This window comes from Rhodococcus sp. NPDC079359, from assembly GCF_040702585.1.
Lineage (GTDB): Bacteria > Actinomycetota > Actinomycetes > Mycobacteriales > Mycobacteriaceae > Rhodococcoides.
Window position 1 is genome coordinate 35,328 of sequence record NZ_JBFBLH010000016.1, and the last position, 26,826, is coordinate 62,153.

28 protein-coding genes are annotated in these 26,826 nt (G+C 65.0%); 11 read left to right on the forward strand and 17 right to left on the reverse strand.

Translation table 11 applies throughout. The features are described from left to right. Position 1: 1 nt before the first annotated feature. The 5 genes from AB0362_RS24875 to AB0362_RS24895 are packed head-to-tail and all read right to left on the reverse strand — an operon-like array spanning position 2 to position 3,708. Positions 2–607: a response regulator transcription factor gene (locus AB0362_RS24875; protein ID WP_269594822.1), complete on the reverse strand. Its 606-nt coding sequence runs from the start codon at positions 605–607 to the stop codon at positions 2–4. Next, positions 604–1,740, reverse strand: coding sequence for a histidine kinase (locus AB0362_RS24880; protein ID WP_317532575.1), 1,137 nt, complete (start codon positions 1,738–1,740; stop codon positions 604–606). Before AB0362_RS24880 ends, AB0362_RS24875 begins: the two co-directional genes overlap by 4 nt. A gap of 38 nt (positions 1,741–1,778) precedes the next feature. Continuing rightward, entirely contained in the window at positions 1,779–2,552 is a 774-nt protein-coding gene (locus tag AB0362_RS24885) for an ABC transporter permease (RefSeq protein ID WP_366236202.1), read from the reverse strand. Beyond that, entirely contained in the window at positions 2,549–3,484 is a 936-nt protein-coding gene (locus AB0362_RS24890) for an ABC transporter ATP-binding protein (protein WP_366236204.1), read from the reverse strand. Before AB0362_RS24890 ends, AB0362_RS24885 begins: the two co-directional genes overlap by 4 nt. After that, positions 3,481–3,708, reverse strand: coding sequence for a hypothetical protein (locus AB0362_RS24895; protein ID WP_176460371.1), 228 nt, complete (start codon positions 3,706–3,708; stop codon positions 3,481–3,483). The genes AB0362_RS24890 and AB0362_RS24895 overlap by 4 nt, the downstream gene beginning before the upstream one ends. 143 nt (positions 3,709–3,851) lie before the next feature. On the opposite strand from AB0362_RS24895, the gene AB0362_RS24900 reads away from it, so the two are divergent. Continuing rightward, on the forward strand, positions 3,852–5,159 hold the full coding sequence (locus tag AB0362_RS24900) for an MFS transporter (protein ID WP_317532576.1): 1,308 nt from the start codon (positions 3,852–3,854) through the stop codon (positions 5,157–5,159). Positions 5,160–5,161: 2 nt separating this feature from the next. Here the strand turns inward: AB0362_RS24900 and AB0362_RS24905 are convergent, their stop codons facing one another. Next, positions 5,162–6,361 carry a GNAT family N-acetyltransferase gene (locus AB0362_RS24905; RefSeq protein ID WP_300516945.1) on the reverse strand — a complete coding sequence of 400 codons (1,200 nt, stop codon included), beginning with the start codon at positions 6,359–6,361 and terminating at the stop codon, positions 5,162–5,164. A gap of 75 nt (positions 6,362–6,436) precedes the next feature. Between AB0362_RS24905 and AB0362_RS24910 the strand changes: the two genes are divergently transcribed. Further along, on the forward strand, positions 6,437–7,240 hold the full coding sequence (locus AB0362_RS24910) for an RNA methyltransferase (protein ID WP_366236207.1): 804 nt from the start codon (positions 6,437–6,439) through the stop codon (positions 7,238–7,240). Then, positions 7,237–7,506, forward strand: a complete 270-nt coding sequence (locus tag AB0362_RS24915; RefSeq protein ID WP_366236209.1) for a DUF2537 domain-containing protein — start codon at positions 7,237–7,239, stop codon at positions 7,504–7,506. Before AB0362_RS24910 ends, AB0362_RS24915 begins: the two co-directional genes overlap by 4 nt. Positions 7,507–7,608: 102 nt before the next feature. Here the strand turns inward: AB0362_RS24915 and AB0362_RS24920 are convergent, their stop codons facing one another. The 5 genes from AB0362_RS24920 to AB0362_RS24940 all read right to left on the reverse strand — a co-directional run bounded on the left by AB0362_RS24920 (position 7,609) and on the right by AB0362_RS24940 (position 12,550). Further along, positions 7,609–8,370 (reverse strand): hypothetical protein, encoded by a 762-nt coding sequence (locus tag AB0362_RS24920; RefSeq protein WP_094639387.1) that lies wholly within the window; start codon positions 8,368–8,370, stop codon positions 7,609–7,611. A 92-nt stretch (positions 8,371–8,462) separates the two neighbouring features. Then, a complete protein-coding gene (gene sepH / locus AB0362_RS24925) occupies positions 8,463–9,365 on the reverse strand; it encodes a septation protein SepH (protein WP_366236211.1) in 903 nt (300 codons plus the stop codon). A 112-nt stretch (positions 9,366–9,477) separates the two neighbouring features. Then, positions 9,478–10,149, reverse strand: a complete 672-nt coding sequence (locus tag AB0362_RS24930) for a rhomboid-like protein (RefSeq protein ID WP_366236213.1) — start codon at positions 10,147–10,149, stop codon at positions 9,478–9,480. Between the two features lie 91 nt (positions 10,150–10,240). Next, positions 10,241–11,362, reverse strand: a complete 1,122-nt coding sequence (gene serC / locus AB0362_RS24935) for a phosphoserine transaminase (RefSeq protein WP_149405047.1) — start codon at positions 11,360–11,362, stop codon at positions 10,241–10,243. 69 nt (positions 11,363–11,431) lie between these two features. Then, positions 11,432–12,550 (reverse strand): citrate synthase 2, encoded by a 1,119-nt coding sequence (locus tag AB0362_RS24940; RefSeq protein ID WP_094639391.1) that lies wholly within the window; start codon positions 12,548–12,550, stop codon positions 11,432–11,434. 135 nt (positions 12,551–12,685) lie between these two features. Between AB0362_RS24940 and pdxH the strand changes: the two genes are divergently transcribed. From pdxH to AB0362_RS24965, 5 genes are all read left to right on the forward strand, one after another. Then, a complete protein-coding gene (gene pdxH / locus AB0362_RS24945) occupies positions 12,686–13,303 on the forward strand; it encodes a pyridoxamine 5'-phosphate oxidase (protein WP_317532686.1) in 618 nt (205 codons plus the stop codon). Then, complete coding sequence (locus AB0362_RS24950) at positions 13,300–14,592, forward strand: MFS transporter (RefSeq protein ID WP_317532579.1); 1,293 nt, start codon at positions 13,300–13,302, stop codon at positions 14,590–14,592. The genes pdxH and AB0362_RS24950 overlap by 4 nt, the downstream gene beginning before the upstream one ends. Further along, entirely contained in the window at positions 14,576–15,505 is a 930-nt protein-coding gene (locus AB0362_RS24955) for an aldose 1-epimerase family protein (protein WP_317532580.1), read from the forward strand. The genes AB0362_RS24950 and AB0362_RS24955 overlap by 17 nt, the downstream gene beginning before the upstream one ends. Continuing rightward, positions 15,502–16,440 carry a carbohydrate kinase gene (locus tag AB0362_RS24960; protein ID WP_317532581.1) on the forward strand — a complete coding sequence of 313 codons (939 nt, stop codon included), beginning with the start codon at positions 15,502–15,504 and terminating at the stop codon, positions 16,438–16,440. The genes AB0362_RS24955 and AB0362_RS24960 overlap by 4 nt, the downstream gene beginning before the upstream one ends. A gap of 70 nt (positions 16,441–16,510) precedes the next feature. Then, a complete protein-coding gene (locus AB0362_RS24965; protein WP_094633051.1) occupies positions 16,511–17,809 on the forward strand; it encodes a citrate synthase in 1,299 nt (432 codons plus the stop codon). Positions 17,810–17,958: 149 nt separating this feature from the next. Here the strand turns inward: AB0362_RS24965 and AB0362_RS24970 are convergent, their stop codons facing one another. The 4 genes from AB0362_RS24970 to AB0362_RS24985 form a co-directional block, all read right to left on the reverse strand. Beyond that, entirely contained in the window at positions 17,959–19,356 is a 1,398-nt protein-coding gene (locus AB0362_RS24970) for a hypothetical protein (protein WP_317532582.1), read from the reverse strand. 23 nt (positions 19,357–19,379) lie between these two features. Continuing rightward, the gene (locus tag AB0362_RS24975; RefSeq protein WP_317532583.1) at positions 19,380–19,811 is read right to left on the reverse strand and encodes a hypothetical protein; all 432 of its coding nucleotides are present in this window, start codon (positions 19,809–19,811) and stop codon (positions 19,380–19,382) included. Next, positions 19,762–21,537: an NAD(P)/FAD-dependent oxidoreductase gene (locus tag AB0362_RS24980; RefSeq protein WP_317532584.1), complete on the reverse strand. Its 1,776-nt coding sequence runs from the start codon at positions 21,535–21,537 to the stop codon at positions 19,762–19,764. The genes AB0362_RS24975 and AB0362_RS24980 overlap by 50 nt, the downstream gene beginning before the upstream one ends. Positions 21,538–21,687: 150 nt before the next feature. Further along, complete coding sequence (locus tag AB0362_RS24985; RefSeq protein ID WP_317532687.1) at positions 21,688–22,473, reverse strand: carbon-nitrogen hydrolase family protein; 786 nt, start codon at positions 22,471–22,473, stop codon at positions 21,688–21,690. Positions 22,474–22,531: 58 nt separating this feature from the next. On the opposite strand from AB0362_RS24985, the gene AB0362_RS24990 reads away from it, so the two are divergent. After that, on the forward strand, positions 22,532–23,173 hold the full coding sequence (locus tag AB0362_RS24990; protein ID WP_068047784.1) for a GntR family transcriptional regulator: 642 nt from the start codon (positions 22,532–22,534) through the stop codon (positions 23,171–23,173). Here the strand turns inward: AB0362_RS24990 and AB0362_RS24995 are convergent. Further along, a complete protein-coding gene (locus AB0362_RS24995) occupies positions 23,145–24,494 on the reverse strand; it encodes an MFS transporter (RefSeq protein ID WP_300522907.1) in 1,350 nt (449 codons plus the stop codon). The two genes, AB0362_RS24990 and AB0362_RS24995, sit on opposite strands and share 29 nt — an antisense overlap. Positions 24,495–24,624: 130 nt before the next feature. On the opposite strand from AB0362_RS24995, the gene AB0362_RS25000 reads away from it, so the two are divergent. Together AB0362_RS25000 and AB0362_RS25005 are read left to right on the forward strand one after the other, a co-directional pair. Further along, on the forward strand, positions 24,625–25,299 hold the full coding sequence (locus AB0362_RS25000; protein WP_317532585.1) for a DUF2848 domain-containing protein: 675 nt from the start codon (positions 24,625–24,627) through the stop codon (positions 25,297–25,299). Between the two features lie 85 nt (positions 25,300–25,384). After that, the gene (locus AB0362_RS25005) at positions 25,385–25,744 is read left to right on the forward strand and encodes an FKBP-type peptidyl-prolyl cis-trans isomerase (RefSeq protein ID WP_032377394.1); all 360 of its coding nucleotides are present in this window, start codon (positions 25,385–25,387) and stop codon (positions 25,742–25,744) included. On the opposite strand, the gene AB0362_RS25010 is transcribed toward AB0362_RS25005, so the two are convergent. Further along, positions 25,737–26,774: a 2-oxoglutarate and iron-dependent oxygenase domain-containing protein gene (locus tag AB0362_RS25010; RefSeq protein WP_317532586.1), complete on the reverse strand. Its 1,038-nt coding sequence runs from the start codon at positions 26,772–26,774 to the stop codon at positions 25,737–25,739. The genes AB0362_RS25005 and AB0362_RS25010 overlap by 8 nt on opposite strands. Between the last annotated feature and the right edge of the window lie 52 nt (positions 26,775–26,826).

Consider the following 26,826-nt stretch of genomic DNA (forward strand, 5'->3'; position numbering starts at 1 on the left):
GTCAGATCCAGCCGTGGCGTCGAGCGAGAGCGCATGCCTCGTGCCGGTTCGCTGCCCCCAGTTTCGCAGCGGCAGCGGACAGGTAGTTGCGGGTGGTGCCAGGTGAAAGATGGGCCCGCCGTGCGATCTCCGCGATCGACGCGCCGTCGGCGGCGAACTCGAGCACATCGGCCTCGCGCGGGGTGAGGGGAGAGTCTCCGGCTCCTATGGCTTCCGCGGCCAGAGTGGGGTCGACGTAGCGCCCGCCGCCGTGCACGGTGCGCACCACCTCGGCCAGGGTGGCAGCCGAGGTGGTCTTGGGGAGGAACCCGCGCACGCCCGCTTCGAGCGCCTTCTTGAGGTAGCCCGGCCGACCGTGGCTGGTGACGATGATCGACGCGCACGCGGGCAGCGTCTCGGCGATCTTCTGGGCCGTCTCGATGCCGTCGATCCCGCCCATCTGCAGGTCGAGCACGGCCACATCGGGGGCGAGAGAGGCCGCGACGGTCAACGCCTTCTCGCCGGAGTCGGCCTGCCCGACGATCTCGATGTCGTCCTCCAGGTCGAGCATGGTCGCAAGCGCCGAACGAATGAGATTCTCGTCGTCGGCCAGTAGAACTCGAATCATGGCGTGGTCCTCGGCTTCTGGGGCGATGTCGGTAACGTCGCAGTGAGGGTGAATTCCTCGCTCGTCTTCTCCGTGTTCAGCAATCCTCCGACTGCGACCAATCGTTCGCGCAACCCGCTCAGGCCGGTGCCGTCGTCGCGGCCGGACGATGGACTGGGGTGGTCATTGGTCAGGCGAATGCTGTTGTCGGTCAGCTCGATTCGGCAATAGGTGGCGGTGGAGTGGCGCAGGATGTTCGTCACTCCCTCACGGACCACCCAGGCGGCCGCCTCGGCCGCGCGCTCGGACAGAACCGAGGTCTCACCGACCAGTTCGGTGGAAATACCTGCAGCCGACAGCAGGGATCGAGCCCCGTCGAGTTCCGACGCCACATCGACCGATCGGTAGCCGCGAACCAGCTTTCGAGCGTCGGCCATGGATTCCTGGGCCAGGATGCGAACCTCGTCCATCTGGCCCGCCGCTCGATCGTCACCGCGGCGAGCCAGCGTTGCGGCGAGTTCGCTCTTGACCGCTATCGCGGAGAGTGCGCGTCCGACGACGTCGTGCAGATCTCGCGAGAATCGCAGACGCTCCTCGGCAACCGAGAGTGCGGCAGCGGCGGCGCGGGTGGCGTCGAGTTCGGTGACGATGCGCAGCAGCCACGCCGACAGTTGCACCGTGAAGGCCATGAAGGCGATGAAGATGCCGAGGATCACGGTGTCCACCGCCGGGGTTCCCAGAGCCGCCGCGAGCAGAGCAGCGGCCACAGCCGCCGCGAGGGACCAACGCAACGGAATCAGGGTCGCGACCGCAGTGGTGACGAGTACGGCGGCCCAGATTGCGTTGCTCGTGGTCCCTCCGGCTACCAGCACCACGGCGGCGACCGCCACGATTGCCAACGGGATTCGTGGGTCGGCCGTCGACTCGCCGCCGAGTGCGGGGGTGCGCTGCACAACCACGAAAGTGGCGGCGGCACACACTGCTGCTGCCGCCATCGACCGATAGTCGTCGTACTGCAGAGATGTCAGCATCGCACCGACGGCGACACCGACGGAGATGAGCAGGAACGACTGGCGGGTGTAGACGCGCACCTTGTCCACTGCACTGCTGTCGTTCCAGCCGTGCAGTGGATTGAGGTACTGGTGCAGCTTCATGATCTCCAGCCTTGCAGACGGTCGACGAATGATGAGATCTAGGACCGCGGTTCCCACCGGAAGTGCGTGCGGGCGATCAGGAGGCTGCCGACGATCCAGGCGAGCATCACCAGCAGCGGCATTCCGGCTTCGGTGAACGTGGCGGCGAAGCCGATGGACGCGTCGCCCGGCGTGGTGGTACCGAACCAGCCCAGGTTCAGCAGGTCCGAGACCGCGGCCATCGGAGTCAATTCGATGACCCTGCTGAACGAGTCCGGGAGGGCGTCACGAAGCAGTGAGGAGCCGGCCATGGCAATCAGAATGACCGGGAGGCTGGTGATCTGCGCCGCTTCCGCATTGCGAGTGAAGGCAGAGGTGATCAACGCCAGTGCGGCGAACAGCGCAGCACCGCCGAACAGGGCGACCACGACCAGTAGCGCGTTGGTGGGAACGGGTCCGCCGAAGGCCTGCACCACTGCTCCGACGATCAGGCCGAGGACGACGGTCAGTATCAGCGAGGGGATGGCCGGTCCGAGCAGGATCTGCACATCCGAACTCTCTCCGGTGCGAAGTCGTTTGAGTACCAACTCGTCTCGGCGCGTGGCGTAGACCGAGAGCATGTTGTAGTAGACCATGAACACCAGTAGGAACAGCGCGAAGATCTCGAGTGCGGCTCCGACGCCTGCGTCGGTCAATCCGTCGTCGCTGCGGCTGCCCACGATCAGCAGGGCGATGGGGAAAATCAACGGCATGACGATCGCGTTGAACAGCAGTACTCGGTTGCGTCCGAGCAGGGTGAACTCTGCTCGTGACAGGGCGGTCATCGTGCTCATGCGCTCATCACCTTCTGGTCTGTGAAGTCTGGATTGTCGAATTCGTCTGCGATGGACAGGAATACGGTTTCGAGCGACGCCGCCCGGGCATCGAGTCCCTGCAGGGTCACCCCGTTGGTGCGCGCCCACACCAACAAGTCGGTGAGCGTGTCCTGTACCGAGGACGTCCGGATCGAGACGGTGTCTCCCGAGACGTCCATGTCGGTACCCGGCAGTGACGGCAACGCCGTGCCCGGGGCCTTCAGTTCGATCTTCGCCGGATGGTCGGCGACCACCTCGTCGACCGTTCCGCTGCGAACGACTGCGCCGCGGTGCATGATCGCCAGCCGGTCACACAGCGACTCGGCCTCGTCCAGGTAGTGCGTCGTCAGCATGATCGTCACGCCGGAGTTCTTCAGCTCCTGGATCAGATGCCATGTGTTGCGGCGACTTTCGGGATCGAGTCCGGTGGTCGGTTCGTCCAGGAACAGCACTCGTGGGCGGCTGATGATGGCGCACGCCAGATCCAGCCTGCGCTGCTCTCCGCCGGAGAGAAACTTGACCCGGGTATCGGCGCGGTCGGCCAGGTCGACGCGCCCCAGCACCTCGTCCGTCGGCAGCGGATTGCTGCAGGTGCCCGCCCACATTCGCAGGCTCTCCGCGGTGGTCAGATCCTGGGGCAGTCCGCCCTTCTGCAGCATGATGCCCAGCGACGGTCGGACCTTGCGGCGGTCGGACACCGGATCCATTCCCAGAATCCGCACCGTGCCCTCGCTCGGTCGTGAAAGTCCCTGAATCACTTCGAGAGTGGACGTCTTGCCGGCACCGTTGGTACCCAGTAGGCCGAACAGTTCGCCCTCTGCGACCTTCAGATCGAGCGCCTTCACGGCCTCGAAAGCGTTCTTGCCCGAACCGTAGCGGCGAGTCATGCCATCGACTTCGATGATGGTCATGATTGCTTCTCCCAGTGGCGGAGTCCGATGACGAACCGCACGCCCATGAAGGCGACGATGACGCCGAGAGCGACGAACGCCGGGAGCGACGTACCGACTATTGCGAACAGCACCGCGACGATCGCGATGCTGATGACGATGACGACGATCTCACGTGCCATCGTCGGAGCCGGCCCGAGCTCCATCAGATCGGTGAACAGGTTTCCTTCGTCTGGTTGCTTCATGACTAGAAGTCTGCTGGGCCGGGATCACCGAAAACAGTGCAGCGCATCATCATCTGCGGTGACACCGTCACGGTCCGGCCATGACAAAAGTCATGTGCTCTCGACAGCGCCCGGTATGCCGGGAGTTCGGGTATTTTCAGCACGTGAATCGCACCGAGCCGGTGAGCCCCGACCGTCGTACGCAGGTACGCGTCATTCTGGCGGGTTCGGTACCGAACCTGGTGCAGTGGTTCAACCTGTACCTCTACGCGACGTTCGCGCCGTACTTTCGGACCGAGTTCTTCGATCCGGCTTCGACCAATTCACTCGTGTACGTCTACGGACTCTTCGCGTTGACCTTCGTCGTGCGGCCGCTCGGGTCGTGGCTGTTCGGCAGGCTCGCGGACGTGCGAGGCCGACAGTTCGCGCTCGTCGCTGCGGTCACGCTGATGTCGGCCGGATCGGTCGCTCTGGCACTGACTCCCACCGTCCACGCGATCGGGGCCTGGGCCGCGGTGATCCTCGCCGTCGTGAGCATCGTCCAGGGCATCGCAACCGGCGGCGAGTACGCGGCGGCGACGGTGCTGCTTTCCGAATCGGGCACGCGAGGGCATCGCGGGTTCTTCGCCTCCTTCCAGGCCGCGACCATCGTCGGCGGCCTCGTGCTCGCGCAGGCATGTCTGCTCGTACTCCTCGCGAGCACGGACCGCGCGGCGATCTCCGAATGGGGCTTTCGCCTCGCCTTCGCCGCGGGAGGCGCGGCGGGCCTCGCCTCGTTGTGGTGGGCTCGCGGACTCGATCGTGCGCCTCGTGAACCGGGAGCACCGAGCGCGGACCGAGACGCCACGATGAGGGCGCTGTTCCGCGATCACTGGCGTCCGCTCGTCTGGGTGTTCTTGTTGACCGCAGGCGGGAGTGCCGCGTTCTACACCTACACCGTCACGGTGCCCTCTGTCGTTCGCGAGACGTTCTTCGCTGCGGACGGTGCCAGAGGAGAGCTCGTTGCGACCGGTCTCGTGTTCGCCGCTTTCGTGGTGTTGATGGTGCTGCAGCCGGTCGGCGGCGCACTGAGCGACCGCATCGGAAGAAAGCCGCTCCTCGTCGTATTCGGGGCACTGGGGATACCGGCGACCGGAGTGCTGGTGCTGGCCACCACGAAAGTGACGTCACCGCCGGCGGTCTTCGTCATCCTGGTGTGCGCGTTTTTCGTCCTCACGTGCTACCTGTCGGTGAACGGCATCGCCAAGGCCGAAGTGTTCCCAGCGCACATTCGTGCGCTGGGCGTCGGCTTCGGTTACGCCGTGGCGAACTCCCTCTTCGGAGGTACGGCACCGCTGATCTATCACGCCACCAGCGGTGGCGGCAGTGTCGAGTTCATCGCCTACGTGACGGTGCTGCTCTCGGTGACCCTGGGCGCGGCGCTCTGGATGCACGGCGGCTCGGCCACCGCACTCGATGCGCCGAACAGGTAGGTCTAGAAACCCCAACCCATGACGGCCGGGCGCGCGGTTCCGAACGTCAGGTCCAATGCGTGCAGTGACGCGTCGTTGCGTGCGGTGAGGCGGTTGGCCGCGGCGAACAAGCGGGCGCGATGGGTGCCGAAGTAGATGCTCGCGAGCACGTCGATGTCGAGTTCGATGTCCGGTTCGGATTCCACCCGGGTGCAGGTGGCTCGGCCGTCGGTCACGGTGAGCGAATAGGTACCGCCCGCATCGAGGAAGGGATCTCGCACAGCGATGATCAACGAGGTGTCGAGAGCGTAGGTGCGTGCCTCGAGCGCTGCCTCGACGTGCATGATGCGGCCCCACAGTGCGTCGTGGTGTCCGGTGACCTTCGGCAGTCGGTTGTTGGTCAGCAGGAACGGCAGGGCTTCGTCTCGTGACTGTTGCACCTCGATGGTGTCGACCAGGTCTACCCCGACGAGGATCTGCCACAGCGCGGCGTAGGCGGCATCGGTCACCGCGATGAATTCCTGTACCACCACCCGGCTCGGGTTGCGTCCGCGTCGGTAGGCGACGTAACCGTCGGGATGGACGATGAAGAACAGAGCCGTCAGTCCGCCGCGTCGGTTCTCTCGGTCGGCGAAGAACCGCTCCCAGCGGATCGGCGGCTTGGGCTGCGCGCCTGCGGTCTGCTGCTGCCAGCGGTGGTAGATGTCGGGGAGCAGTTCGGCGGCCTCGGCGGATTCGATCAGCCGCACACCGGTCGCCGGGGGAGCATCCTTGCGGAACTGCGCGAATCGACGGTCGATCGAGACGCTGATCTCCTCGGTTATCGGCCCGTAGCCGAAGCGTCCGTAGATCGTCGCCTCGCTGGCCGTGAGCAGGGACAGCGGTGCGCCCGCGTCGTTCAGAGCGCGGTGCTGCTGGGTGAACATCGATCGCAGGATGCCGCGTCGACGATGCGTCGGCGCAACCGACACCCAGGAGACTCCGGACGCCTCGACCTGCGCACCACCGGGAACGGTGACCGACATCGGGAAATGCATGGCCACACCCACCGGGGTCTCGCCGTCCCACGCCAGGTACACGTGCTCGGACTGGGTCAGGATCTGCGTCTCGGCCAGGTCCTCGGCGTTCTGGTGCTCGCCGAATGCGTGTGCGTCGAGCAGCGCGACGGCATCCCAGTCGTCGTCGGTGGCGGTGCGGATGGTGATCGATTCGTCGGTAGTCATCGCTCTTTACTTTTCCATACAGAGGGAGGCCTTCGCCGACGGACTGCCAGAAATGCCGGGTGACAAGATGAGCGGGTGGTTCATGTAATCGATGTCGACGACCCCTCCGACCCCCGGCTGGACGATTTTCGCGATCTCAACTCGTCGGATCGGCGGCCCGACCTGCCCGAGGGCAAGGGATTGGTGATCGCCGAGGGTGTGTTGGTTGCGGAGCGACTGCTGACCTCGCGCTTCCCGATGATCAGCCTGCTGGGCGTGGATCGACGGCTCGACGCGTTGCGCGACGATCTGGCGGGTTCCGACGTCCCGTTCTATCGGACGTCTGCTGAGGTGATGGCCGAGGTCGTCGGGTTCCATCTCAATCGTGGTGTGCTGGCGGCGGCGAACAGGCCGCCTGCCCTCGATCTCGACGAGGTGTTGGTCGACGCGAAGACGGTGGCAATTCTCGAGGGCGTCAACGATCACGAGAATCTCGGGTCGATGTTCCGTAACGCGGCCGGCCTCGGCGTGGATGCCGTGCTGTTCGGGGCCGCGTGCGCGGATCCGCTCTATCGACGGTCGGTGCGGGTATCGATGGGGCATGTGCTGCGGGTGCCGTTCGCCAAGGTGCCCGAGTGGCCGCGCGGCCTCGATCGCGTTCGCGCACACGGCTTTCAGCTGATCTCGCTCACGCCCAATCCGACGGCGGTGTCGCTGGCGGCGGCGATGACGGGGGAGAAGGTGGCGTTGTTGCTCGGCGCGGAGGGGCCGGGTCTGACCGAACATGCCATGCGCGCCACGGACATTCGCGCGCGCATTCCGATGGCTCCCGGTACCGATTCACTCAATGTTGCGACCGCCGCCGCGATGGGGTTCTACGAACGTGTGCGTCTGACGTGACCGAACACAACCCGGACGTCCGCTGGACCGGAATCCCGATCGCGATGATCTCGGCGACGCTCGTCGGGGTGGCACTGACGACCTTCGGTCTGGAACTGGCCAGAATTCACCCGCTGCTCGCGATCGGTCTGAACATCATCGTCGTCGCGGGTGCGGCACCGACGGTCATGCGATGGCTCGCGATACCGGTGTGGCGCTGGGCCGTGTACGGAGCCGGTATCGGTTCCATGCTGAGCTTCGTGGCACTGGCGGCGCTGGCGTTCTAGCAGTCGGTCTCCGACACCGGGCACAGATGCGCACTACCGGCGACATTCGGCGGAATCCCGTCGATCAGCGGTGGTTGCGTGCAACTGTGCCCACCCGAGCCACTATTTGCGCGAGAACCAACGCTTCTTCGGTCGCGGGGCCTGCTCGTCGGGGGCGTCGGGCATCGGTTCCTGTGCGCCACGGCCGTTCGAGCTTCGGTTCTGCTGGTTCGGTGGCGGTGGTTCCTGCCCCGGGACGTACATCGTGAAGCCGCAGACCGGCAGGGTGTTCGGATCGAATTCGTCCGCGTGTGGTGCGCCGGTGTAGCGGAACCCGAGCCACTCGGCGTTGGCTGCCTCGGCGAATTCCTGAGGGTGGAACGGCAGCGACTGCGGATCCGGCATCACTCCGGGCGGATAGATCAGCGGATGCTCACCGGCCCAGAACGATCGCTCCCACACCAGTGGCAGGCCTGCGTCCTCGTAGATGTACACCGGAGTGGCACTGAAGGATCGGCGGAATTCGCCGCGTTCCCAGTACGCGAACGCACCCCAGGCGTGTTGGGGATCCGAGGCGACGAGGTAGGTGTGCTCGGACGCCAGCGGGCGAGTGAAGGATTCGGGAAGCGTCGACGGTGTGGGCACCGCGAGATTGGATCCGCAGACCACGGTGACGCCCGGGTAGCAACCGATGAAGACGTGATCGTCGTCCACGCCTGCCGAGGTCGATATCGGGCCCTGTCCGAGCGGCACTGCCGTCAGGTGGGGGTACAGACGTCCGACGAGTGCGGTCGCAGCGTTCCAATCCGAGGTGGTGGCCTCTCGGAGTACAGAAATGGGATCCGGTGCGTCCACGTACCAGATGGTTGATGCTTTGGCCCCCACTACCGGCACCTCTCTCTCCGTTACTTCCTGGGAAGCCTACGGTGTGAGCGTCGGCGGTTCTGCACCGCGCGGCACATCGGTCACAGCAGAACTCAGTTGTGACCGCTGCTGCGAACGCCGAGCAGGACGTCCTCCCACGACGGCATGGCCGGCTTGCCGCGCTTGTCCTTGCCGCTGGTGTGACCGGCTGCAGGCTTGGGTGCGGGCCTGGGCTCCCTGGTCACCGTCTCGCGCGGCTGTTCGGGCTCGGGAGTGGGCGCATCGTCCACCTCGACCTCGATGGTCTCGGCGTCGATCTCGCTGTCGGCGGTGGTGCCGTAGTACTCGTCGAAGCTCTGCTGCGAGGTCTCGTCGTCGTCGGAGTCCTCGGCGGACGTCAGTGCGCGCACCGGTGCCAGACCGCGCAGTTGGCGTCCGAAGTCCGGATCGATCAGCTCGTGAGCAGTGTCGTCGAGCGGGCTGATGGTGCCGCCGTGGCCGTCGGGCAGGAACTGCCAGTGCGCCTTGTTGGTGGTGCGGCCCGCCTGCCACTTGAGCTGCGCGACCCACTTGTTGTCCTCGTCGCGCCAGGCGTCCCACGCCGCGTCGTCGAGATTGTGGCCGCGAGCGCGGAAAGCGAGGGTGACGATCTCGAGCAGGGTCTGCACGGCCGGGCCGTCGTGGCGCAGCGGATGACCGGCCTGAGCCATCGACGCGGCCTGCGAGCGTTCGAGCAACACCGGGTGAGCGAACACCTCGACGCGACTGATGGCCATTCCGGAGTCGGCGGCAACCTGTTCGATGGTCGCTCCGCTGCGGATACGGGCCTGAATTTCCTTGGGCCGAAGCAAGCTGTCCATTTCGATCTCAATCTGTCCTAGTCGAGCGATGTCGCCGCGTGAGGCCGCGCGGAGCTTGTCGTCGGCTGGAAGCCGGAATCTGTCGCCGGTCTTGGGATCTGCGCACACGACGAACTTTCCGTCGGCCTCGAGACCCACCACACGTAAGTCCCGCACCTTGACCTCCTCATCGCGCCGGCTCGCGATACCGTCGAATTCGAGCCTAGTTCACCTGCCGTATTCGGCGGGTGTCCGACACGCATCGCTTCTGCCGACGATCGTTTCCCTATCAGAGGGTAGACAGCTGCGGGCTCGGCTGCACCCATTCGGTCGATGTTGCGTCAATTGTCCTGTGGGACAACGTCGATGCATCGACGCGACGGTACAGTGCGCCCAGGCCGAAGCCGATGCTCAGGGCAATCGCGTGCCCGACGGCAGTGAAGGTCGGGTCCGATACCCCACTGATCGTGACGACGCCGATCCACAGTGCGGCCCAGCCCGCACACCACGGCATCGGCAGGTATCTGATCATCGACCCCGCTACCGCTGCTGCTGCGTAACTGACACCGACGTCGACGGCCATCGCCAGTGAGTCCGCGAGCCAGTCGTTGTGAATGCCGATGAGCAGGCCGACGGCCACCAGTGCCGTCGCACCGATGTGTCCCGCGCTGAAGGTGACGAGAAAGCGTCGCCAACCGGAGATCCATTCGGCGACGGCGAACAGCAGTGCGACCGCCGCCAACCACAACCAGTTCACCCGTCCTTCGGTGAGAAAGACGCTCGTGACGAGGGTGGCGAGGTGGCCGTCGCCCAGATTGTGCAGATTGGTACTCGCCGCATGCAGCACGTGCCAGCGATCGTGCGGGCCGATCCGGCCCAGTGCGACGGTGCCCGCCACCGCAAGAGCGATGTACAGCAGGGTCACGCGAATGCGCAGCGCGAATGTCAGGAGCCTGTACACACGAGCGCTCCCTCCGAGGTCGTTACGCTTGCTTACTTGATAGCAAGTGTAGGCCGCGAAGGGAGCGCCGTAGCTGTGAGCTTGCTGCTGATCAGCTCAGAGTCGACACGACCCAGTCGATGCTCTTGGTCAGTGCGGTGATGTCGTCCGGCTCGATGGCCGGGAACATGCCGACGCGCAGCTGGTTGCGGCCGAGCTTGCGGTACGGCTCGGTGTCGACGACGCCGTTGGCGCGCAGGATCTTCGCAACCTGGGCTGCGTCGACCTTCTCGTCGAAGTCGATGGTGCCGACGACCTGGCTGCGGTGATCCGGGTTCGTCACGAACGGCGTTGCGAATTCGCTCTTCTCGGCCCAGTCGTACAGACGTGAGGACGAATCGGCGGTGCGCTTGGTGGCCCAATCGAGGCCGCCCTGCGCATTGAGCCACTCGATCTGGTCCGCGAACATCAGCAGGGTCGCCACGGCCGGGGTGTTGTACGTCTGGTTCTTGCTGCTGTTGTCGACGGCGATCGGCAGCGACAGGAAGTCCGGGACCCATCGATCCGTGGCAGCGATCTCGCTGACGCGCTCGAGTGCGGCCGGGCTCATCAGCGCCACCCACAGGCCACCGTCGGCGGCGAAGCACTTCTGCGGCGCGAAGTAGTAGACGTCCGAGTCGGCGACGTTCACCGGCAGACCGCCCGCACCGGAGGTGGCGTCGATCGCGATGAGGGCGTTCTCGGAGCCGGCCGGACGGCTGACCGGGATGGCCACGCCCGTCGAGGTCTCGTTGTGCGCCCAACCGATGAGGTCGACGGACGGGTCGGAGGTGGGCTCGGGCGCGCTGCCCGGCTCGGCCTTGACGACGATGGGATCACCGATGAACGGATTGTTCTTGGCCACCGACGCGAACTTCGAGCTGAACTCGCCGTTGGTCAGGTGCAGCGACTTCTCGCGAATGAGGCCGAAGGCAGCAGCGTCCCAGAACGCGGTGGTGCCACCGTTGCCGAGGACGACCTCGTAGCCCTCGGGCAGCGAGAACAGATCCTTCAGGCCACTGCGCACGCGTCCCACGACGTCCTTGACGGGCTTCTGACGGTGGCTGGTGCCGAACACGGAAGCGCCGACGTCGACCAGGGACTGCAGCTGCTCGGGGCGAACCTTGGACGGGCCACACCCGAAGCGTCCGTCGGCGGGCAGGAGATCGGCGGGAATGATCGGCAAATCGGCCATGGAGTAGCGCGTCCTAGCGTCGATGGAATATGGCACTCACAGGCTAGTCGGGTGCCATGACACCGTCGACTACCGGATCAGGTCCCAGCCGTCGACGGACTCGGGGCTGCGGGGTTCGGGGCCGGTGTAGAGGGCAGCCGGCCGGACGAGCTTGCCCAGGCGCTTCTGCTCCAGGATGTGCGCGCACCAGCCCGCGGTACGGCCACAGGTGAACATGGCGGGCATCATGTGCGCCGGCACCTCGGCGAAGTCGAGGATCACCGCGGCCCAGAACTCGACGTTGGTTTCGATGGCGCGGTCGGGGCGGCGCTCGCGCAGTTCGGTCAACGCTGCCTGCTCGAGCGCGGCGGCAACCTCGTAGCGCGGTGCGTTCAGTCTCTTGGCGGTGGCGCGCAGCACGCGGGCGCGGGGGTCCTCGGCGCGGTAGACGCGGTGTCCGAAGCCCATGAGCTTCTCTTTGCGGTCCAGGATGCCGGTGATGAGAGCGCGTGCGTCACCGGTTCTCTCGACCTCCTCGATCATCGGCAGGACGCGAGCGGGCGCGCCGCCGTGCAGGGGACCGGACATTGCACCGATGGCACCCGAGAGGCAGGCGGCGACGTCGGCTCCGGTGGAGGCGATGACACGTGCGGTGAACGTCGAGGCGTTCATCCCGTGCTCGGCGGCCGAGACCCAGTACGCGTCGATGGCAGCGACATGGGCGGGATCCGGTTCGCCCTTCCACCGGACCATGAAGCGTTCGGTCACGGTGGCGGCCTGGTCGATGCGGCTCTGCGGTACAGCGGGCTGGTAGATGCCGCGAGCGGACTGAGCGACGTAGGACAGAGCCATCACCGAGGCGCGGGCGAGGTTGTCGCGGGCGGTCGAGTCGTCGATGTCGAGCAGTGGCTGGTAGCCCCAGATGGGCGCGAGCATCGCCAGTCCGGCTTGGACGTCGACTCGGACGTCGCCGGTGTGGATCGGCAGGGGGAACGGTTCGGCCGGTGGAAGTCCTCGACCGAACTCGCCGTCGACGAGCAGTGCCCAGACATCACCGAAGGTCACGTTCTGTGCGACGAGTTCTTCGATGTCGACGCCGCGATACCGCAGTGCGCCACCGTCCTTGTCGGGCTCGGCGATGTCGGAGGTGAACGCGACGACACCTTCGAGGCCGGAGACGAAATCCTCGGGAACTCGTTGAACAGCCATGGCCTGTGGACTCCCTCGTCGCAACTGCACCCGGCTCTGCGCCGCATCCGGGCGTACTTCGTCAGAACCATAGCCGGGATCTACGCGGGAGTAGCGTCTGGGCTTGTGTCTGCAGATGAACAGCGCCTGGCGAACATGCGGGTGGACTACGGAGAGCCCGAGGACCTCGACGTCGATGCTCTGGCGGACGGGTGGTGTTCGCTGGCGCAGCAGTGGTTGTCCGACGCGATAGCCGCGAATCTGCCCGAGCCCAACGCCATCGTGTTGGGGACGGTCGACGAGGCGGGTAGACCCGCCACCCGCACCGTGTTGTGCAAGGACTTCGACGCGGACGGGGTGGTGTTCTACACCAACTACGACTCCGACAAGGGCCGTGCGCTCACCGCGACGCCGTATGCGTCGATCACGTTCCCGTGGATCGGAATTGCCCGCCAGCTCACCGTCCGAGGCCCGGTGGCGAGGGTCGACGCCGAGACGACCGAAACCTATTGGCGCACGCGGCCCCGCGGCTCCCAGCTGGGGGCATGGGCGTCCGAGCAGTCGCGGCCCATCGGCTCGCGGGAGGATCTGGCTGCGCGACTGGCCGAGGTCACCGCGACGTTCGACGGCATCGAGGTGCCGGTTCCGCCGAACTGGGGCGGTTTTCGCGTCGAACCGGAGACGGTCGAGTTCTGGCAGGGCCGAACGAGCCGCATGCACAACCGAATTCGCCTGAGAGTGGCAAGCGGTGTGATCGAGCGTCTGCAGCCGTGAGCGGATTGCGCGGCATTCTTGCCGATACGACTCCGCTGAGGACCCCCGCCTACAAGCGGCTGTGGTTGGCGAACATCGTCACCGTCATCGGGGCGCAGCTGTCCATCGTCGCTGTGCCGCAACAGGTTTTCCAGATCACGCTGAGTTCGGCCTATGTGGGTCTCACCGGTGTCTTCGCGCTGGTGCCGCTGATCGTGTTCGGTCTGTGGGGCGGAGCGCTGGCCGATGTGATGGACCGCCGCACGCTGTTGATGATCACCACCTGCGGTCTGATCGGTACCTCCGCCCTGTTCTGGTTGCAGGCGTTCCTCGACCTGAACAACGTGTGGATCATCTTGGTGCTGTTGGCCGTTCAGCAGGCCTTCTTCGCGGTGAATCAACCGACGCGTAGCGCGATCCTCCCGCGAATCCTGCCCGCCGAGCAGCTGCCCGCCGCGAATTCACTGAACATGACGGTGATGAACTTCGGCGCTATCGCCGGACCGCTCAGCGCAGGCATCCTCATCTACTACATCGGGCTCGAGACCCTCTACCTGATCGACACCATCGCACTGTTCGCCACACTGTGGGCAGTGATCCGGCTGCCGGGGATTCCACCGGCGAAGTCGGGTCAGCGCGCCAGATTGCGTTCGGTGTTCGACGGTTTCGCCTACCTCGCGACGCAGAAGGTGCTGCTGGCCTCGTTCGTCGTCGACATCATCTCGATGGTGTTCGGTATGCCCCGTGCGCTCTTCCCGCAGATCGCACACGAGAGCTTCGGCGACCCGGCGTCGGGCGGTCCTGTGCTGGGCATGCTGTTCGCAGCGATGTCCGCGGGCGCGGTGGTGGGTGGAGTCTTCTCCGGCTGGCTGCCACGAGTGCGCAGGCAGGGCCTGGCGGTGCTGATCTGCATCGTCGTGTGGGGCGTGGCGATGATCGGCTTCGGTCTGGCCGTCGGCGCGGCCACCGACGGGGCCACCACCGTCGCCCTGTGGTTCGCATTGGCGTTCTTGGCCCTCGGCGGCGGAGCCGACATGATCTCGGCGGCCTTCCGCAGCACGATGCTGCAGCAGGTCGCCACCGACGAGATGCGTGGTCGGCTACAGGGTGTCTTCATCGTGGTGGTCGCCGGAGGTCCGCGCGTCGGCGACGTGCTGCACGGTGCCGCAGCGGCGTCGGTGGGGACGGCGGCCGCTGCGGCGGGCGGCGGCGTGCTGGTCGTCATCGGTGTCTCGATCGCCGCGTTGGCTCTTCCGGCATTCATCCGATACCGAGTGGGTGTGGTGGTAAAGAATGGCACTCATGGCTGACGCACAGACCTACTCGTTGACGAGCGGTAAGTATCGGGCAGACATCGCTGCCGTCGGAGCGGGCCTGAGGGTTCTCGAATACGACGGCGCACCGCTCACCGAGACCTGGGAGGCGGGTTCGAAGCCGCCGCTGTCGGCGGGACTGGTGTTGGCCCCGTGGCCCAATCGAACGGCCGACGGCACGTTCACGTTCGAAGGCGTCGAGCATCGGATGGAGATCAGCGAGCCTTCGCGCAACAACGCCAGTCACGGTTTCGTCCGGCGGGTGGCGTGGACCCTGAACGAGCACACCGACTCTCGCGTCGAGCAGAGCGTGGACGTCGGGACACATCAGGGCTGGCCGTTCTCGCTGACGGTGACCGTGGCGCACGAGCTGTCGGCGGACGGTCTCACCGTCACCGCGTCGGCGAAGAACACCGGTGATTCACCCGCGCCGTACGGGATGGGTTTTCACACGTTCGTCAGGGTGGGAGACGCGCCGCTCGACGAGTGCACGCTCGAGCTCTCGGCCGGGACGCGGCTGCCGCTCGACTCGGTGCGCAATCTGCCCGTGGGCAATTCGGTGCCGACTGCCGATACCGAGTACGACTTCCGGCAGCCGCGAACGCTGCAGGGCGTGCAGCTCGACACCCCGTTCAGCGCGTCGCTCCCCGAGGCCGACGGCCGAGCGAGCCATGTTCTGCGTGGTCCCGACGGCACCGCGACGGTGCTGTGGACCGACAGCAGCTTCGGTTGGGTGCAGGTGTTCACCGCCGATCCCGCCAACGATCAGGCCTATCCCGATCGAGGGCGGGCACTGGCGATCGAGCCGATGACCTGTCCACCCGATGCGTTGAATTCCGAGATCGATCTGATCGTGCTGGATCCGGGGCAATCCTGGTCGGGCACCTGGGGAATGAGGTACGAGAAGTGACCATTCTGGTGTGCGGCGAGGCGTTGGTCGACCTGGTTCCGGTGCACGAGGGCCCGCTGCTCTCGCCCAAACTCGGCGGTGGGCCGTTCAATGTCGCCGTCGCGATCGGTCGACTGGGTTCGCCCGTCGCGTATCTTTCGAGGATCTCCCGCGACCCGTTCGGTGAGCAGATCCTGGCGAGCCTGCGCGATGCGGGAGTGGACACCACGTGGGTGCAGCGCGGCGACGAACCGACGACGTTGGCGATGACCACGCTCGCCGAGGACGGCAGCGCCGAGTACTCGTTCTACGCCGACGGCACAGCCGACCGCCTCGTCGCCGATCCCGGCGATCTGCCCGACGAGATCAGCGTGCTCTCGTTCGGCACACTGTCGCTGCTGTACGAGCCCGGCGCGTCGATGTACGCGGGCCTGCTGCACCGGGCCCGGGCGGCGGGCAAGCTCACGATGCTCGACCCGAACATTCGGCCCGCTGCCATCGACAGCACGAGCGGAGACATCACGGCCGACGGGTTTCGCGACCGCTTCCGTTCCTGGCTGCCCAGCATCGACATTCTCAAGGTGTCCGAGGACGACTCGTTCTGGTTGGGCCTCGGAACGCAGGGGACCACCGTCGACGACTGGCTCGCGGCAGGGGTCACCGCGGTGGTCATGACCCGCGGCGGCGACGGCATCTCGGTCTTCACCGCATCCGAGGAAATTACGGTCCCTGGTGTCGCGGTCGACGTCGTGGACACGATCGGCGCTGGTGACACCGTGCACGGAGCTCTGCTCAGCTTTCTGCAGGAGGAGACCATTATCACATCGAACGCGGTGAAAGAGATGAGCAAGGAAGATTGGCGAGAAGCGCTCGAGTTCGCCGCGAAAGCAGCGGCGATCACGGTTTCTCGACCCGGTGCCGACCCTCCCTGGGCGTCCGAGGCGTCGAGAGACTAGTTTCACTATCGACGTTAGAACTGTCCGCTTCAAGTACGTGTCCGTTACACGAGTTCGAGAGGGACCATTCGTGCCCGCTGAGAATGATGCCAAAGCCACCCTCACCTATCCCGGTGGCGAATACTCCATGTCGATTGCCGAGGCCTCCGAGGGCAACAACGGCATCGAGCTGGGGAAGTTGCTGGCCACCACCGGCTACACGACGTTGGACGGCGGGTTCGTCAACACCGCGTCGACCAAGTCGGCCATCACCTACATCGACGGTGACGCAGGCATCCTGCGCTACCGCGGTTACCCGATCGAACAGCTCGCGGGCAAGTCTTCGTTCATCGAGGTCAGCTACCTGCTGATCTACGGTGAGCTGCCGTCCGAGGATCAGCTCGAGAAGTTCACCGACAAGATCCGTCGGCACACTCTGCTGCACGAGGACCTCAAGCGGTTCTTCGACGGCTTCCCGCGTAACGCGCACCCGATGCCGGTGCTGTCGAGTGCCGTCAACGCGCTGTCGGCGTACTACCAGGATTCGCTCGACCCCAACGACCCGGAGCAGGTCGAGCTCTCGACCATCCGCTTGCTGGCCAAGCTGCCGACCATCGCGGCGTACGCCTACAAGAAGTCCGTCGGTCAGCCGTTCCTGTATCCGGACAACTCCAAGAGCCTGGTCGAGAACTTCCTGCGCCTGACGTTCGGCTTCCCGGCCGAGCCGTACGAGGTCGATCCCGAGATCGTCAAGGCTCTCGACATGCTGCTCATCCTGCATGCCGATCACGAGCAGAACTGCTCGACGTCGACGGTGCGTCTCGTCGGATCCTCGCAGGCAAACCTGTTCACCTCGATCTCCGGCGGCATCAACGCGCTGTGGGGCCCGCTGCACGGCGGAGCCAACCAGGCCGTGCTCGAGATGCTGGACAAGATCAAGGCCGAGGGCGGCGACGCAACGGACTTCCTGCGTCGCGTCAAGAACAAGGAAGACGGCGTCAAGCTCATGGGCTTCGGACACCGTGTGTACAAGAACTTCGACCCGCGCGCGACGCTGGTCAAGGAGACCGCGCACACGATCCTCGGCAAGCTCGGCAACGGCGACGAACTCCTCGAAATTGCGCTCAAGCTCGAGGAGACCGCGCTGACCGACGATTACTTCGTCGAGCGCAAGCTGTACCCCAACGTCGATTTCTACACCGGCTTGATCTACCGCGCGATGGGCTTCCCGCCGCGCATGTTCACGGTGCTGTTCGCGATGGGCCGTCTCCCGGGCTGGATCGCGCACTGGCGCGAGCAGAACGAGGACACGACCGGCAAGATCGGCCGTCCGCGCCAGATCTACACCGGCTACACCGAGCGCGACTACCAGGACGTCAGCTCCCGCTAGATCTCGCTGCACGCCGCCGCCGGCTCCCCTGGGGAGCCGGCGGCGTTGTCGTGTCTGCGCCGTGTTCGCGGTTACGTAGGTGAAATGGGCGTTTTCGTCTGCACAACTGCGAACTCGAAGTTATGGACTCCACAACTTCGAGTTCGTGGTCAGGTCATCGCTACCTCCCGCAGCACCTGTCCTGCACCGTCGGTGAGGCGCAACGTATCGGTATCCGTCGGGCCGACCACGAGCTCGCCGTCGACGGGTAGGTCGATGGTGCTGACGAATGCAGACCGCGATCCCCGAGCATCCTCGGTGGCGGCGGTGTAATCACTCGTGGTGGGGGTGTCGGTCGTGAGCGTCATCGATCGCTCGGTAGGGCTGATCTCGGCGACGATCGACGCGCCCGCAGGCAGGCGAAGGGAGGTCGATCGAACCACCCAACCGTCGGACAGGATGGAGATGTCGATCGAGGCATCGCGCTCGTTGTCCGCGACGTCGGAGAGCGTCAGCCGCATCGGTGTATCGATCGAGGCCTCCAGCAACGCTGTGTTGTCGTTGTTGATGAACGCGGACCGTCGCACCCGGTCACTGTCGGACACCGACAAGCTCCATTCGACATCGGTCAGATCGACCGGATCGTTGGTGTTGTCGGTGACCAGCACCAGGTAGTCCTGGTCCTGCGCACCGACCTCCGTGCACGAGGGGCACTGATGAACGCCGGTCATCTCGGCCAGCGGAAACAACTTCAGCTGATTGTCCGGGGTACCGGAGAACAGGTAGCTGTCGTCGGCGGGGTCTGCCGAGGTGGTGTAGTACCACGTATCGGCGGCCGTATCGGTGACGATCATCTTCTCGACGCCGGGATAGTTGTTGTCGTAGATGACAATTCCGCGTGTGCTGTCGCCCAGATCGCGTATCGCGATCGGTGTCACGGCATGGCCGGACGTTCCGTCCTCGGTGTAGAAGGCGAGCAGATAGTCCAGCCCTTCGGCCCACGCGGTCGTGAGTCGATCGATCACCTCGTCCACAGGTGCGGACATCTCGGAGTCGGCCGTCGGTTCGACCTCCCGGGTGTTGAAGTAGCGCGCGATCACGGCATCGGTCGCGGGGGAGGGACGTGCATCGAACAGTGTTGCTCCGGGGGCGACGAAGGACGAGGTGTCGATCGAGTTGCGGTAGGCCAACCCTGCGACTGCGGCCATTCCGAAGCAATGACCACCGTTCATTCCGTTCTCGAACACCTCCGAGGTCACCCGTCCCATCGGCGAGAGAACGCATCGGTCGCTCTCGGTTCCCGGAGTGCACACCGCATCCCCGAACAGCGATTGCATCGAGGCCGGTGTGAGCCCTTGGCCATGCTCCGCTGTCGGCGGTCCCCAGTTGGGGAAGGAGAAGCCGTCCCGCCGGACGTCGAAGCCGGACGAGGCCACGAGCGTGCCCGAGCCTGGGTCCATCTCGGTGAACCCTTCCTGAGGTGAAGAACACGCCGTCAGCACGAATGCGACTGCGAAAGCCATTGTGGCCCAGCGCCGGCGGGGCGCAGTGGCGGAGCGGAGAACCATGATCGGATCCTCTTCCTCGGTTGTCAATGCTCGAGTACGACCTTGAGAACTGTGACGATCAAACCGACGACGATGGCAACCAGACCTCCGAGGATTGCCCCACGCCATCGTCTCTTGCTCGCATGCCAGCCGCTGGCGGCTCCGAGGACGAGCAGGAACAGGAATGCGAGATCGGAAATGGTGTCGAGTGCGCCGTAGGCCGACCACAGACCGCTCACACGTCCGAGCCCGATGATGATGAGCGGCACCACCGTCAGCAGTAGGAAATGCGCTGAGTGCCAGAGCAGATGACGTCTGTCGGCACCGTCGGGCATGCGGTGGTGGCTGTTCACGTACCCCAACCACGACGAGAACAGGTGCGCGACGGCGGTCGCGACCATCGGCCCGAGGACCATTCCTGTCGCGTCACCGAAATCGACGTCGGTATCGTCGGCCCCGACCACCATGACGGTCATGATGATCACGGTGCCGTAGATCAACGGCTCTGCGTCCAACGCCGCCCACGTCGGTCGGCCTCGCCTCCAGGAATTGTGACCGGTATCGGGAAGCGTGCTTCCGGTCATGACTGCTCGCCGCAGGCGGCGTACTTCGGCGTGGCTCCATCGTGGCGCGCCGGAAGTGGTGGTCGATTCCTCGTCGAAAGTCCTTGTTCGAGAGAAAGAGTGGGTATGTCATCGCGGATGGGGGCTCGTGGTCTCGTTCAGACGACCTCGTGTTCGGCCGGTGCCATGGGGTCGACGTGGCGTGCGGCGCGTAGCCCGCCTCGATCGCACCCTCGACCCAGCCCGACTTGAACGTGGTGAAGTCGCCGGCCCAGTGCAGCCGGTCCACGGGCTTCTTCATCTCGTCCAGCATCCAGCCGCCGTCCAGAGGCGTGTCGCCGAAGGCGGCCTTGATCCAGGGTTGATCGGGCCAGGAGAATTCGCCGATTTCCACGACGTCCTCGATCATTCCGGACATGTCGGCGTTGAAGGTGTTCACGAGATCTCGTGCGCGGGTTTCTTTCGGCTGCGCGAGATAGGCAGTTGCGTTGGCACCGGAAAGGTAGAAGAACGCGTTCCCGCGCCCGCCCGGCTCGTTGCCGGTGATGTCGATGAGTCGTTCCCACGGCCGGTCGGAAGCTGCCACGGGCCAACCCCGCACACCGGAATCGAGCCACGTCGGTTTCGAAGTCTGCAGATACACCTTGACGATGTCGCTCCACACCATGCCGTCGACCACCTGACGGGCTCGATCGGGCAACGCCGGTCGGATGTCGACGTCCTTCAGGACGGTGAAGGGGATCGTCGAAATGACCTCGTCCCCAGTCCATTCGCGACCGTCCGCTGTGGTCACCTTGACGTCCGAACCGCTCTGGTCGATGACCACCACCCGAGAGCCCATGTGGATGCGGTCCTGGGGGAGCCTTTCGGCGAGGGCGCGCGGTATCCGCTCGTTTCCACCCTGCACGCGGTACAAGTTGCGGTCGCCGAAATGGTAGGCGAAGTCGGGAAGCAAACCGAGAACGCTGACTTCCAGTGTGAAACCGCCGGCCTGGGCTGCGACGAGTTTGGCGAAATCGTCCGATGCACCGGCGTCGGCGAGCAATTCACGAACGGTGAATCCGTCGAACTTGTCGGCGGCGGCCGCATCGGGCCACTCCGGGTCGATGACGGTGGTGAAATCTGCGCCGAGCGGCACGAAGTAGCTCGTGAGCATGGAACTCAGTTCGACGGTACGTTCGGACTCCAGTAGGTCCCAGGGTCGACGATCGAGCTGAGTGTTGTTGCCGCGCAGGCCATCTATCAGATATTCGGGAGCGCCGTCGTTCATCGCGACGATGGGGAGCTTCAGGGTGCTCACGTAGCCGGTGACCAACGGCATATTCAGTCGGAAATGCCCTCCACCGCCCTCGGTGAACTGGCCGTTCTCGAATTCGACGGAGATGAGGCGACCACCGATTCGGTCCTGAGCCTCGAGAACCGTCACCTCGTGACCGCGCCGGTGCAAGGCAAGTGCGGCAGTCAGACCCGACATGCCTGCACCGAGAACGAGTACGCGTTTGGGTGAAGACGATCGATCGGTAACGGTGTCGCTGTTCGCGGCGTCGTTGCTCGAGCATGCCGTCGCTGACGTCAACCCACCCAGCATCGCCGCGATCGACCCGAGTCGTAACGCATCCCGTCGGTTGACCTGCACCATCGTCGTCTCCTTCTGAAACGATGGAAGTGCCCCGTCACTTCTCCGATTCGACAAGCGACATCACACCACGTTTTCACGGCGGAGGTGACTCGAAACCGCGTTCCCGCGCCAGGTCTCACGAAAGGCCGAACCTGCACCGAGCAGGATCGGTCACACGAAGGCGACGCGATTTTTCAATACCGGCAGGTTTGCACGCACGGCGTCGACGAGTTCGGTGTGGATGTCGATCGTCAGCATGCCGGGCGTCGCGTCGAGTTGCCCGAGGATCTCGCCGGTGGGGGAGCAGACGATGCTGTGTCCCACGCCCAACGGTGCATTGCCCTCGGCGGCAGCGGGTTCGGCTTGGTCGCAGGCCGCGACGAACGTCGTCGAGTCCAGGGCACGTGCCCGCGCGAGCAGGGTCCACTGCTCCACTTTGCCGTCGCCCGATCCCCACGACGCCGGGACGACGACGACTTCCGCGCCGAGATCACCGAGTTTCTGGAACAGTGCCGGGAATCGAATGTCGTAACAGGTGGCGAAGCCGACCCGAACGCCGGCGATGTCCACCACGAGAGGGTTCGAACCCGGTGCGACGGTGTCGGATTCGGCAAATCCGAACGCATCGAACAGGTGGATCTTGTCGTAGCTCGCGTCGATACCGGGCCCGGTGACGAGCAATGTGTTCGTGACCCTGTCGTCCGCGGCAGGGGTGAACATTCCGGCGACGACGGTGATGCCCGCGTCGGACGCTATGGTGCGCACCGCGTTCGCCCACTCGCCGTCCAGGGGCTGCGCGAACTTTCGGATGGGTCCGCCGAAGCACCGCATCGTCGCTTCCGGAAACACGACGAGATCCGATCCCGCATGCGCTGCGGCACGGGTGTGGGTGGCGATGAGGTCGAGGTTCTCGGCGGGCAGTTGGCCGCTGGTGATCTGGGCGAGGCTGATGCGGATGGACGAGCTCACGGTGTGACTCCTGGTTTCGTCGGAGGAAGACAGGTATACATATCGTATGCAGCCGCTGTCGGGGAGGGAGAAGGCGTACCAGTACGTGCGCGATCAGGTGTTGTCCTCACCGGCCGCCACCGGCACTTTTCTGAACGAGCAGGAACTCGCGACGCAGATCGGAGTATCCCGTACCCCGGTTCGTGAAGCGTTGCTGATGTTGCAGTCCGAGGGTCTGGTCGAGATGGTGCCCAAGCGGGGCGCGCACGTGCCGGCGATGTCCGGACGCCAGATCGCCGAACTGATGGATCTGCGCGGAGTTCTCGAGCGGCACGCGGCCACCCGTGCGCTGCGAGCCGGTGACGCGCCGATCACGCAGATGCGGCACGCGTTGACGCAGCAGGAACTGCTGATGAACTCCGACGACGCAGATGCCCCCAAGCAGTTCATCGACTGGGACGGCACGTTCCATCAGAGTTTGATCGATTCGGCGGGAAGCGATCTGCTCTCGCGCACGTACGCCGGACTGCGGGCTCGCCAGCTTCGGGTCGGGTTGAGCGCGTTGTTCACCGCGGCGAACCGTCAGCACCGGGTGTGCGCCGAGCACCAGGCCATCATCGACGCACTCGGTGCGGGCGACGAGGACCTGGTGCACGCGAAGATCGACGCTCACCTCGAGGTCACACTTCAGACTCTGCTGCGCGCGTAGCCTTTTCGCGCTCCTGGCCCAGCAGCACGTAGTGCTCGTCCTCGGTGGGGTCGGGGTTGCGACCGAGTGCGAGACCGACGAGTGTCACGGCACCGACGATCACGATGTATCCCGCGATCGGCACCCAGCTGTCCGTTCTGTCCAGCAGGTAGACGAAGATCAGCGGTGCCATTGCGCCACCGAACACACCGGCGATCGTGTAGGCCAACGAGCTGCCGGTGGATCGCAGTCGCACGCTGAACTGTTCGGTGACGAACGCAGCCTGCGGTCCGTACATGAACGAGTGGAACGCCAGTCCCACAACGACACCCAGGATCAGCAGCGGCAGGGATCCGCCGCCGATGACGAGGAAGAAGATCGCGCTCCACGCAACGCCGCCCACCGCTGCGATTCCGTACACGAGGCGTCGATTGATGCGGTCGGACACTGCCCCGGCGAGCGGGATCAGGCCGAGCTGACACGCCGATCCGATCAGAATGGCGGTCAGCACCTCGCTGCGCTCGAAGCCCAGTTTCTGCGTGCCGTAGGTGATCGAGAAAACGGTGAACAGTGCGTAGATGACGTCCGGTGCGACGCGGGACATGATGCCTGCCACCAGTGGTCGCAGTTCGGTCTTGAACACCTCGCTGATCGGGGCTTCGGAGCGATCGCCGCTCTCCTGCAGCGCTTTGAACACCGGGGTGTCCTCGAGCTTCAAACGGATCCACAGACCGAATCCGACGAGTACGGCCGAGAAGAGGAACGCCACTCGCCATCCCCAGGACTCGAACTGCTGGTCGGTCAGTGACAGAGTCAGTATCGCGAGTGCGCCGTTGGCGAGCAGGTTGCCTGCCGGTGGTCCGATCTGCGCGGCGGACGACCAGAAGCCGCGCTTGCGTGGATCGCCGTATTCGCTGGAGAGCAGAACCGCGCCGCCCCATTCTCCGCCGACGGCAACACCCTGACAGAACCTCATGGTGACGAGGATGATCGGCGCTGCGATGCCGATCGTGTCGTATCCGGGGATCAGGCCGATGGCGAACGTGGTGACGCCGATCAGCATCAGCGTGATGACGAGTAGTTGCTTGCGGCCGATGACATCGCCGAGGCGCCCGAAGACGAATCCACCGACCGGCCGGGCGACGTACCCGACGGCGTAGGTGGAGAAGGCCAGCAGTGTCCCGGTCAGCGGATCGCTGTCCGGAAAGAAGACCAGGGGGAACACCAGCGCTGCGGCGGCCGAGTAGACGGCGAAGTCGTACCACTCCAATGCCGTTCCGGTCAGGCTGGCCGCGAAGGCCTTGGCCAGGCCCTTTCTATCCACCGAAACAGGTTCGGTCATGACGACTCCTTCGTGTGCCTGGGATCACTCTATCCGTTGTACGTGCTCCATACTTGCTGTATACAAGACGTATGCGCAAGGCTTTCGGCGCATCGGAAACAGAAAATTTACGAGGAGAGGGTCCTTACTGATGCTCACGTTCACGCTGCCCGACGGCTCGACCGAATCGCTCGAGGTGACCGCCCTGCTCAATGCTGGATATGCCGGGCGCAACCAGGACGAGGTGGCGTCGCACATCGCGGAGTTGGCCGAACTGGGTGTCCCCGCTCCGACGGTGACCCCGGCGCTTTACCCCATCTCGCCGTATCTGGCGCAGCAGACCGATTCCGTCGCCGTCCAACACGGTCGCACGTCGGGCGAGGCGGAGTGGGCTCTGGTGATCCTCGGTGACACGATCGACGACGTGCTGCTCACCGTGGCGTGCGATCACACCGACCGTGACCTGGAAGTTCACAGCGTCGCGTGGAGCAAGAACGCCGCTCCCGACGTGCTGGGCACCGGCGCGTGGCGGTTGTCCGAGGTGGCCGATCGACTCGACGAGATCACGTTGACCGCCTGGGCCGACGGCACGCTCATCCAGACCGGAACGCTCGGTGATCTTCTCGCGCCGCAGTACTGGCTCGATGTGCTCACCGAACGTGGCTTGTTCTCGCGTGGAACGGTTTTGATCTCGGGCACCATCTCGATGCACCACGGGGTGAATCAGTTCTCCGACGCCTGGAAGGTCGAGATGACCGACCCCGCCACCGGCAATACTCTGACCTGCGAATACAAGACGAATTTGATGCCAGCTCCGATCGGCTGAGCGTCACGACGTATGGTCGAAGCGGTATATGCCCAGAGATAGACAGCCGGCGTCGGCGGGCCGGCATCAACCGCAGGAGACTTCAGTGACGAAGCCAGTGATCGAATTTCAGGCCGGACCGGCGCCCTTGGACCTGGTGACGGTCGACCTCGTCGAGGGTGACGGCGCAGAGGCAGTGGCCGGTGGCACCGTCGAGGTGCACTACGTCGGCGTCGAGTTCGATTCGGGAGAAGAGTTCGACTCCTCCTGGAACCGCGGCGAGTCCATCCAGTTCCCGCTGCGCGGACTGATCCAGGGCTGGCAGGACGGCATTCCCGGAATGAAGGTCGGCGGACGTCGTCAGCTCACCATTCCGCCGGAGCTCGCCTACGGTCCCGCCGGTGCAGGACACCGTCTTTCCGGCAAGACCCTCGTGTTCGTCATCGATCTGCTCGACGTCAAATAACTGCAGGGCCGCCGACGGCGTTGCGTACCCGCTCGGCTTCGCGGGTTGCCGCGGGATTGGCAGTTCCCTCTCGGGAACCCGCGAGCTTGGCGTGAATGTGCCCGGCTACCGTCACCGGTTCGTACCGGGCCACGTCACCGGGCTCGATGCACGACGGCAGTGGCGCGATCACCGCGTCGAGGTTGCCGTCGTGGAAGAACGCCGCAGATCGCCTGCGCTGGATCGTCCCATCGGTGATCGGTGGACGCACCCGATGCAGCGTTGACATCCAGCGATCGTTGGTCAGTCGGGCCGTCAGATCTCCCAGGTTCACCAACATGGCTCCGTCGGCGGGTTGCACGTCGTGCCACCGTCGGTCGGTTCCGAGAACCTGCAGGCCGGGCACTCGATCGGCCCACAGCACCGTCACCAATCCGTAGTCGGTGTGTTCGCTCATCCCGGTGAGCTCGGCGTCCTGCACATGCATGCCGGGTTCGAGCGCGTAGTTGTTCATCCGCAGGGTATCGAGCGATCGACCGGTGATGTCGGAGAACGTATTCGGTGACACGCCGAGTGCGTCGGCGAACACTGTGGTCAGCGTCCGGGCCACGCGTGCTGCCTCGGCGAAGTACTCGTCGACGGCGCGCTGGAACTCCGTGGAGTCGGGCCAGGTGTTCGGTTCTCCGGTGCCGACGTTGAAGGCCTCGAAGTAATCGTTCATGCCCGACGCCGATTCGACTCCCAGGCTCAGGCTCAGCGATTCGCTCTTCGGAGCGGTGTATCCCCGATTCACTTCGGGTGGGCAGATGTAGGTTCGCTTCTTCGCCAGGTCGAGTCCGAAGAACGAATCCATCGCCGACGCGAGTCCGGCCACGGTGTCCTCGGGAATGCCGTGCCCGAGAATCTGCATGAAACCGACTGTGCTGCAGGCGTAGTCGACGTCCGCCGCGACGCTGCGTCGGGCAGTTCCGTCGCCTGCCGCGGTGGCGTCACCCAGAACGTACGGCGAGATGTCGATGGTGGGGACGAAGAAATCCGACAACGTGTGCATGGGTACATGATCCACGGCTCGGATGGGCCCGCAGGTTTCTCCCGCGTAAAGA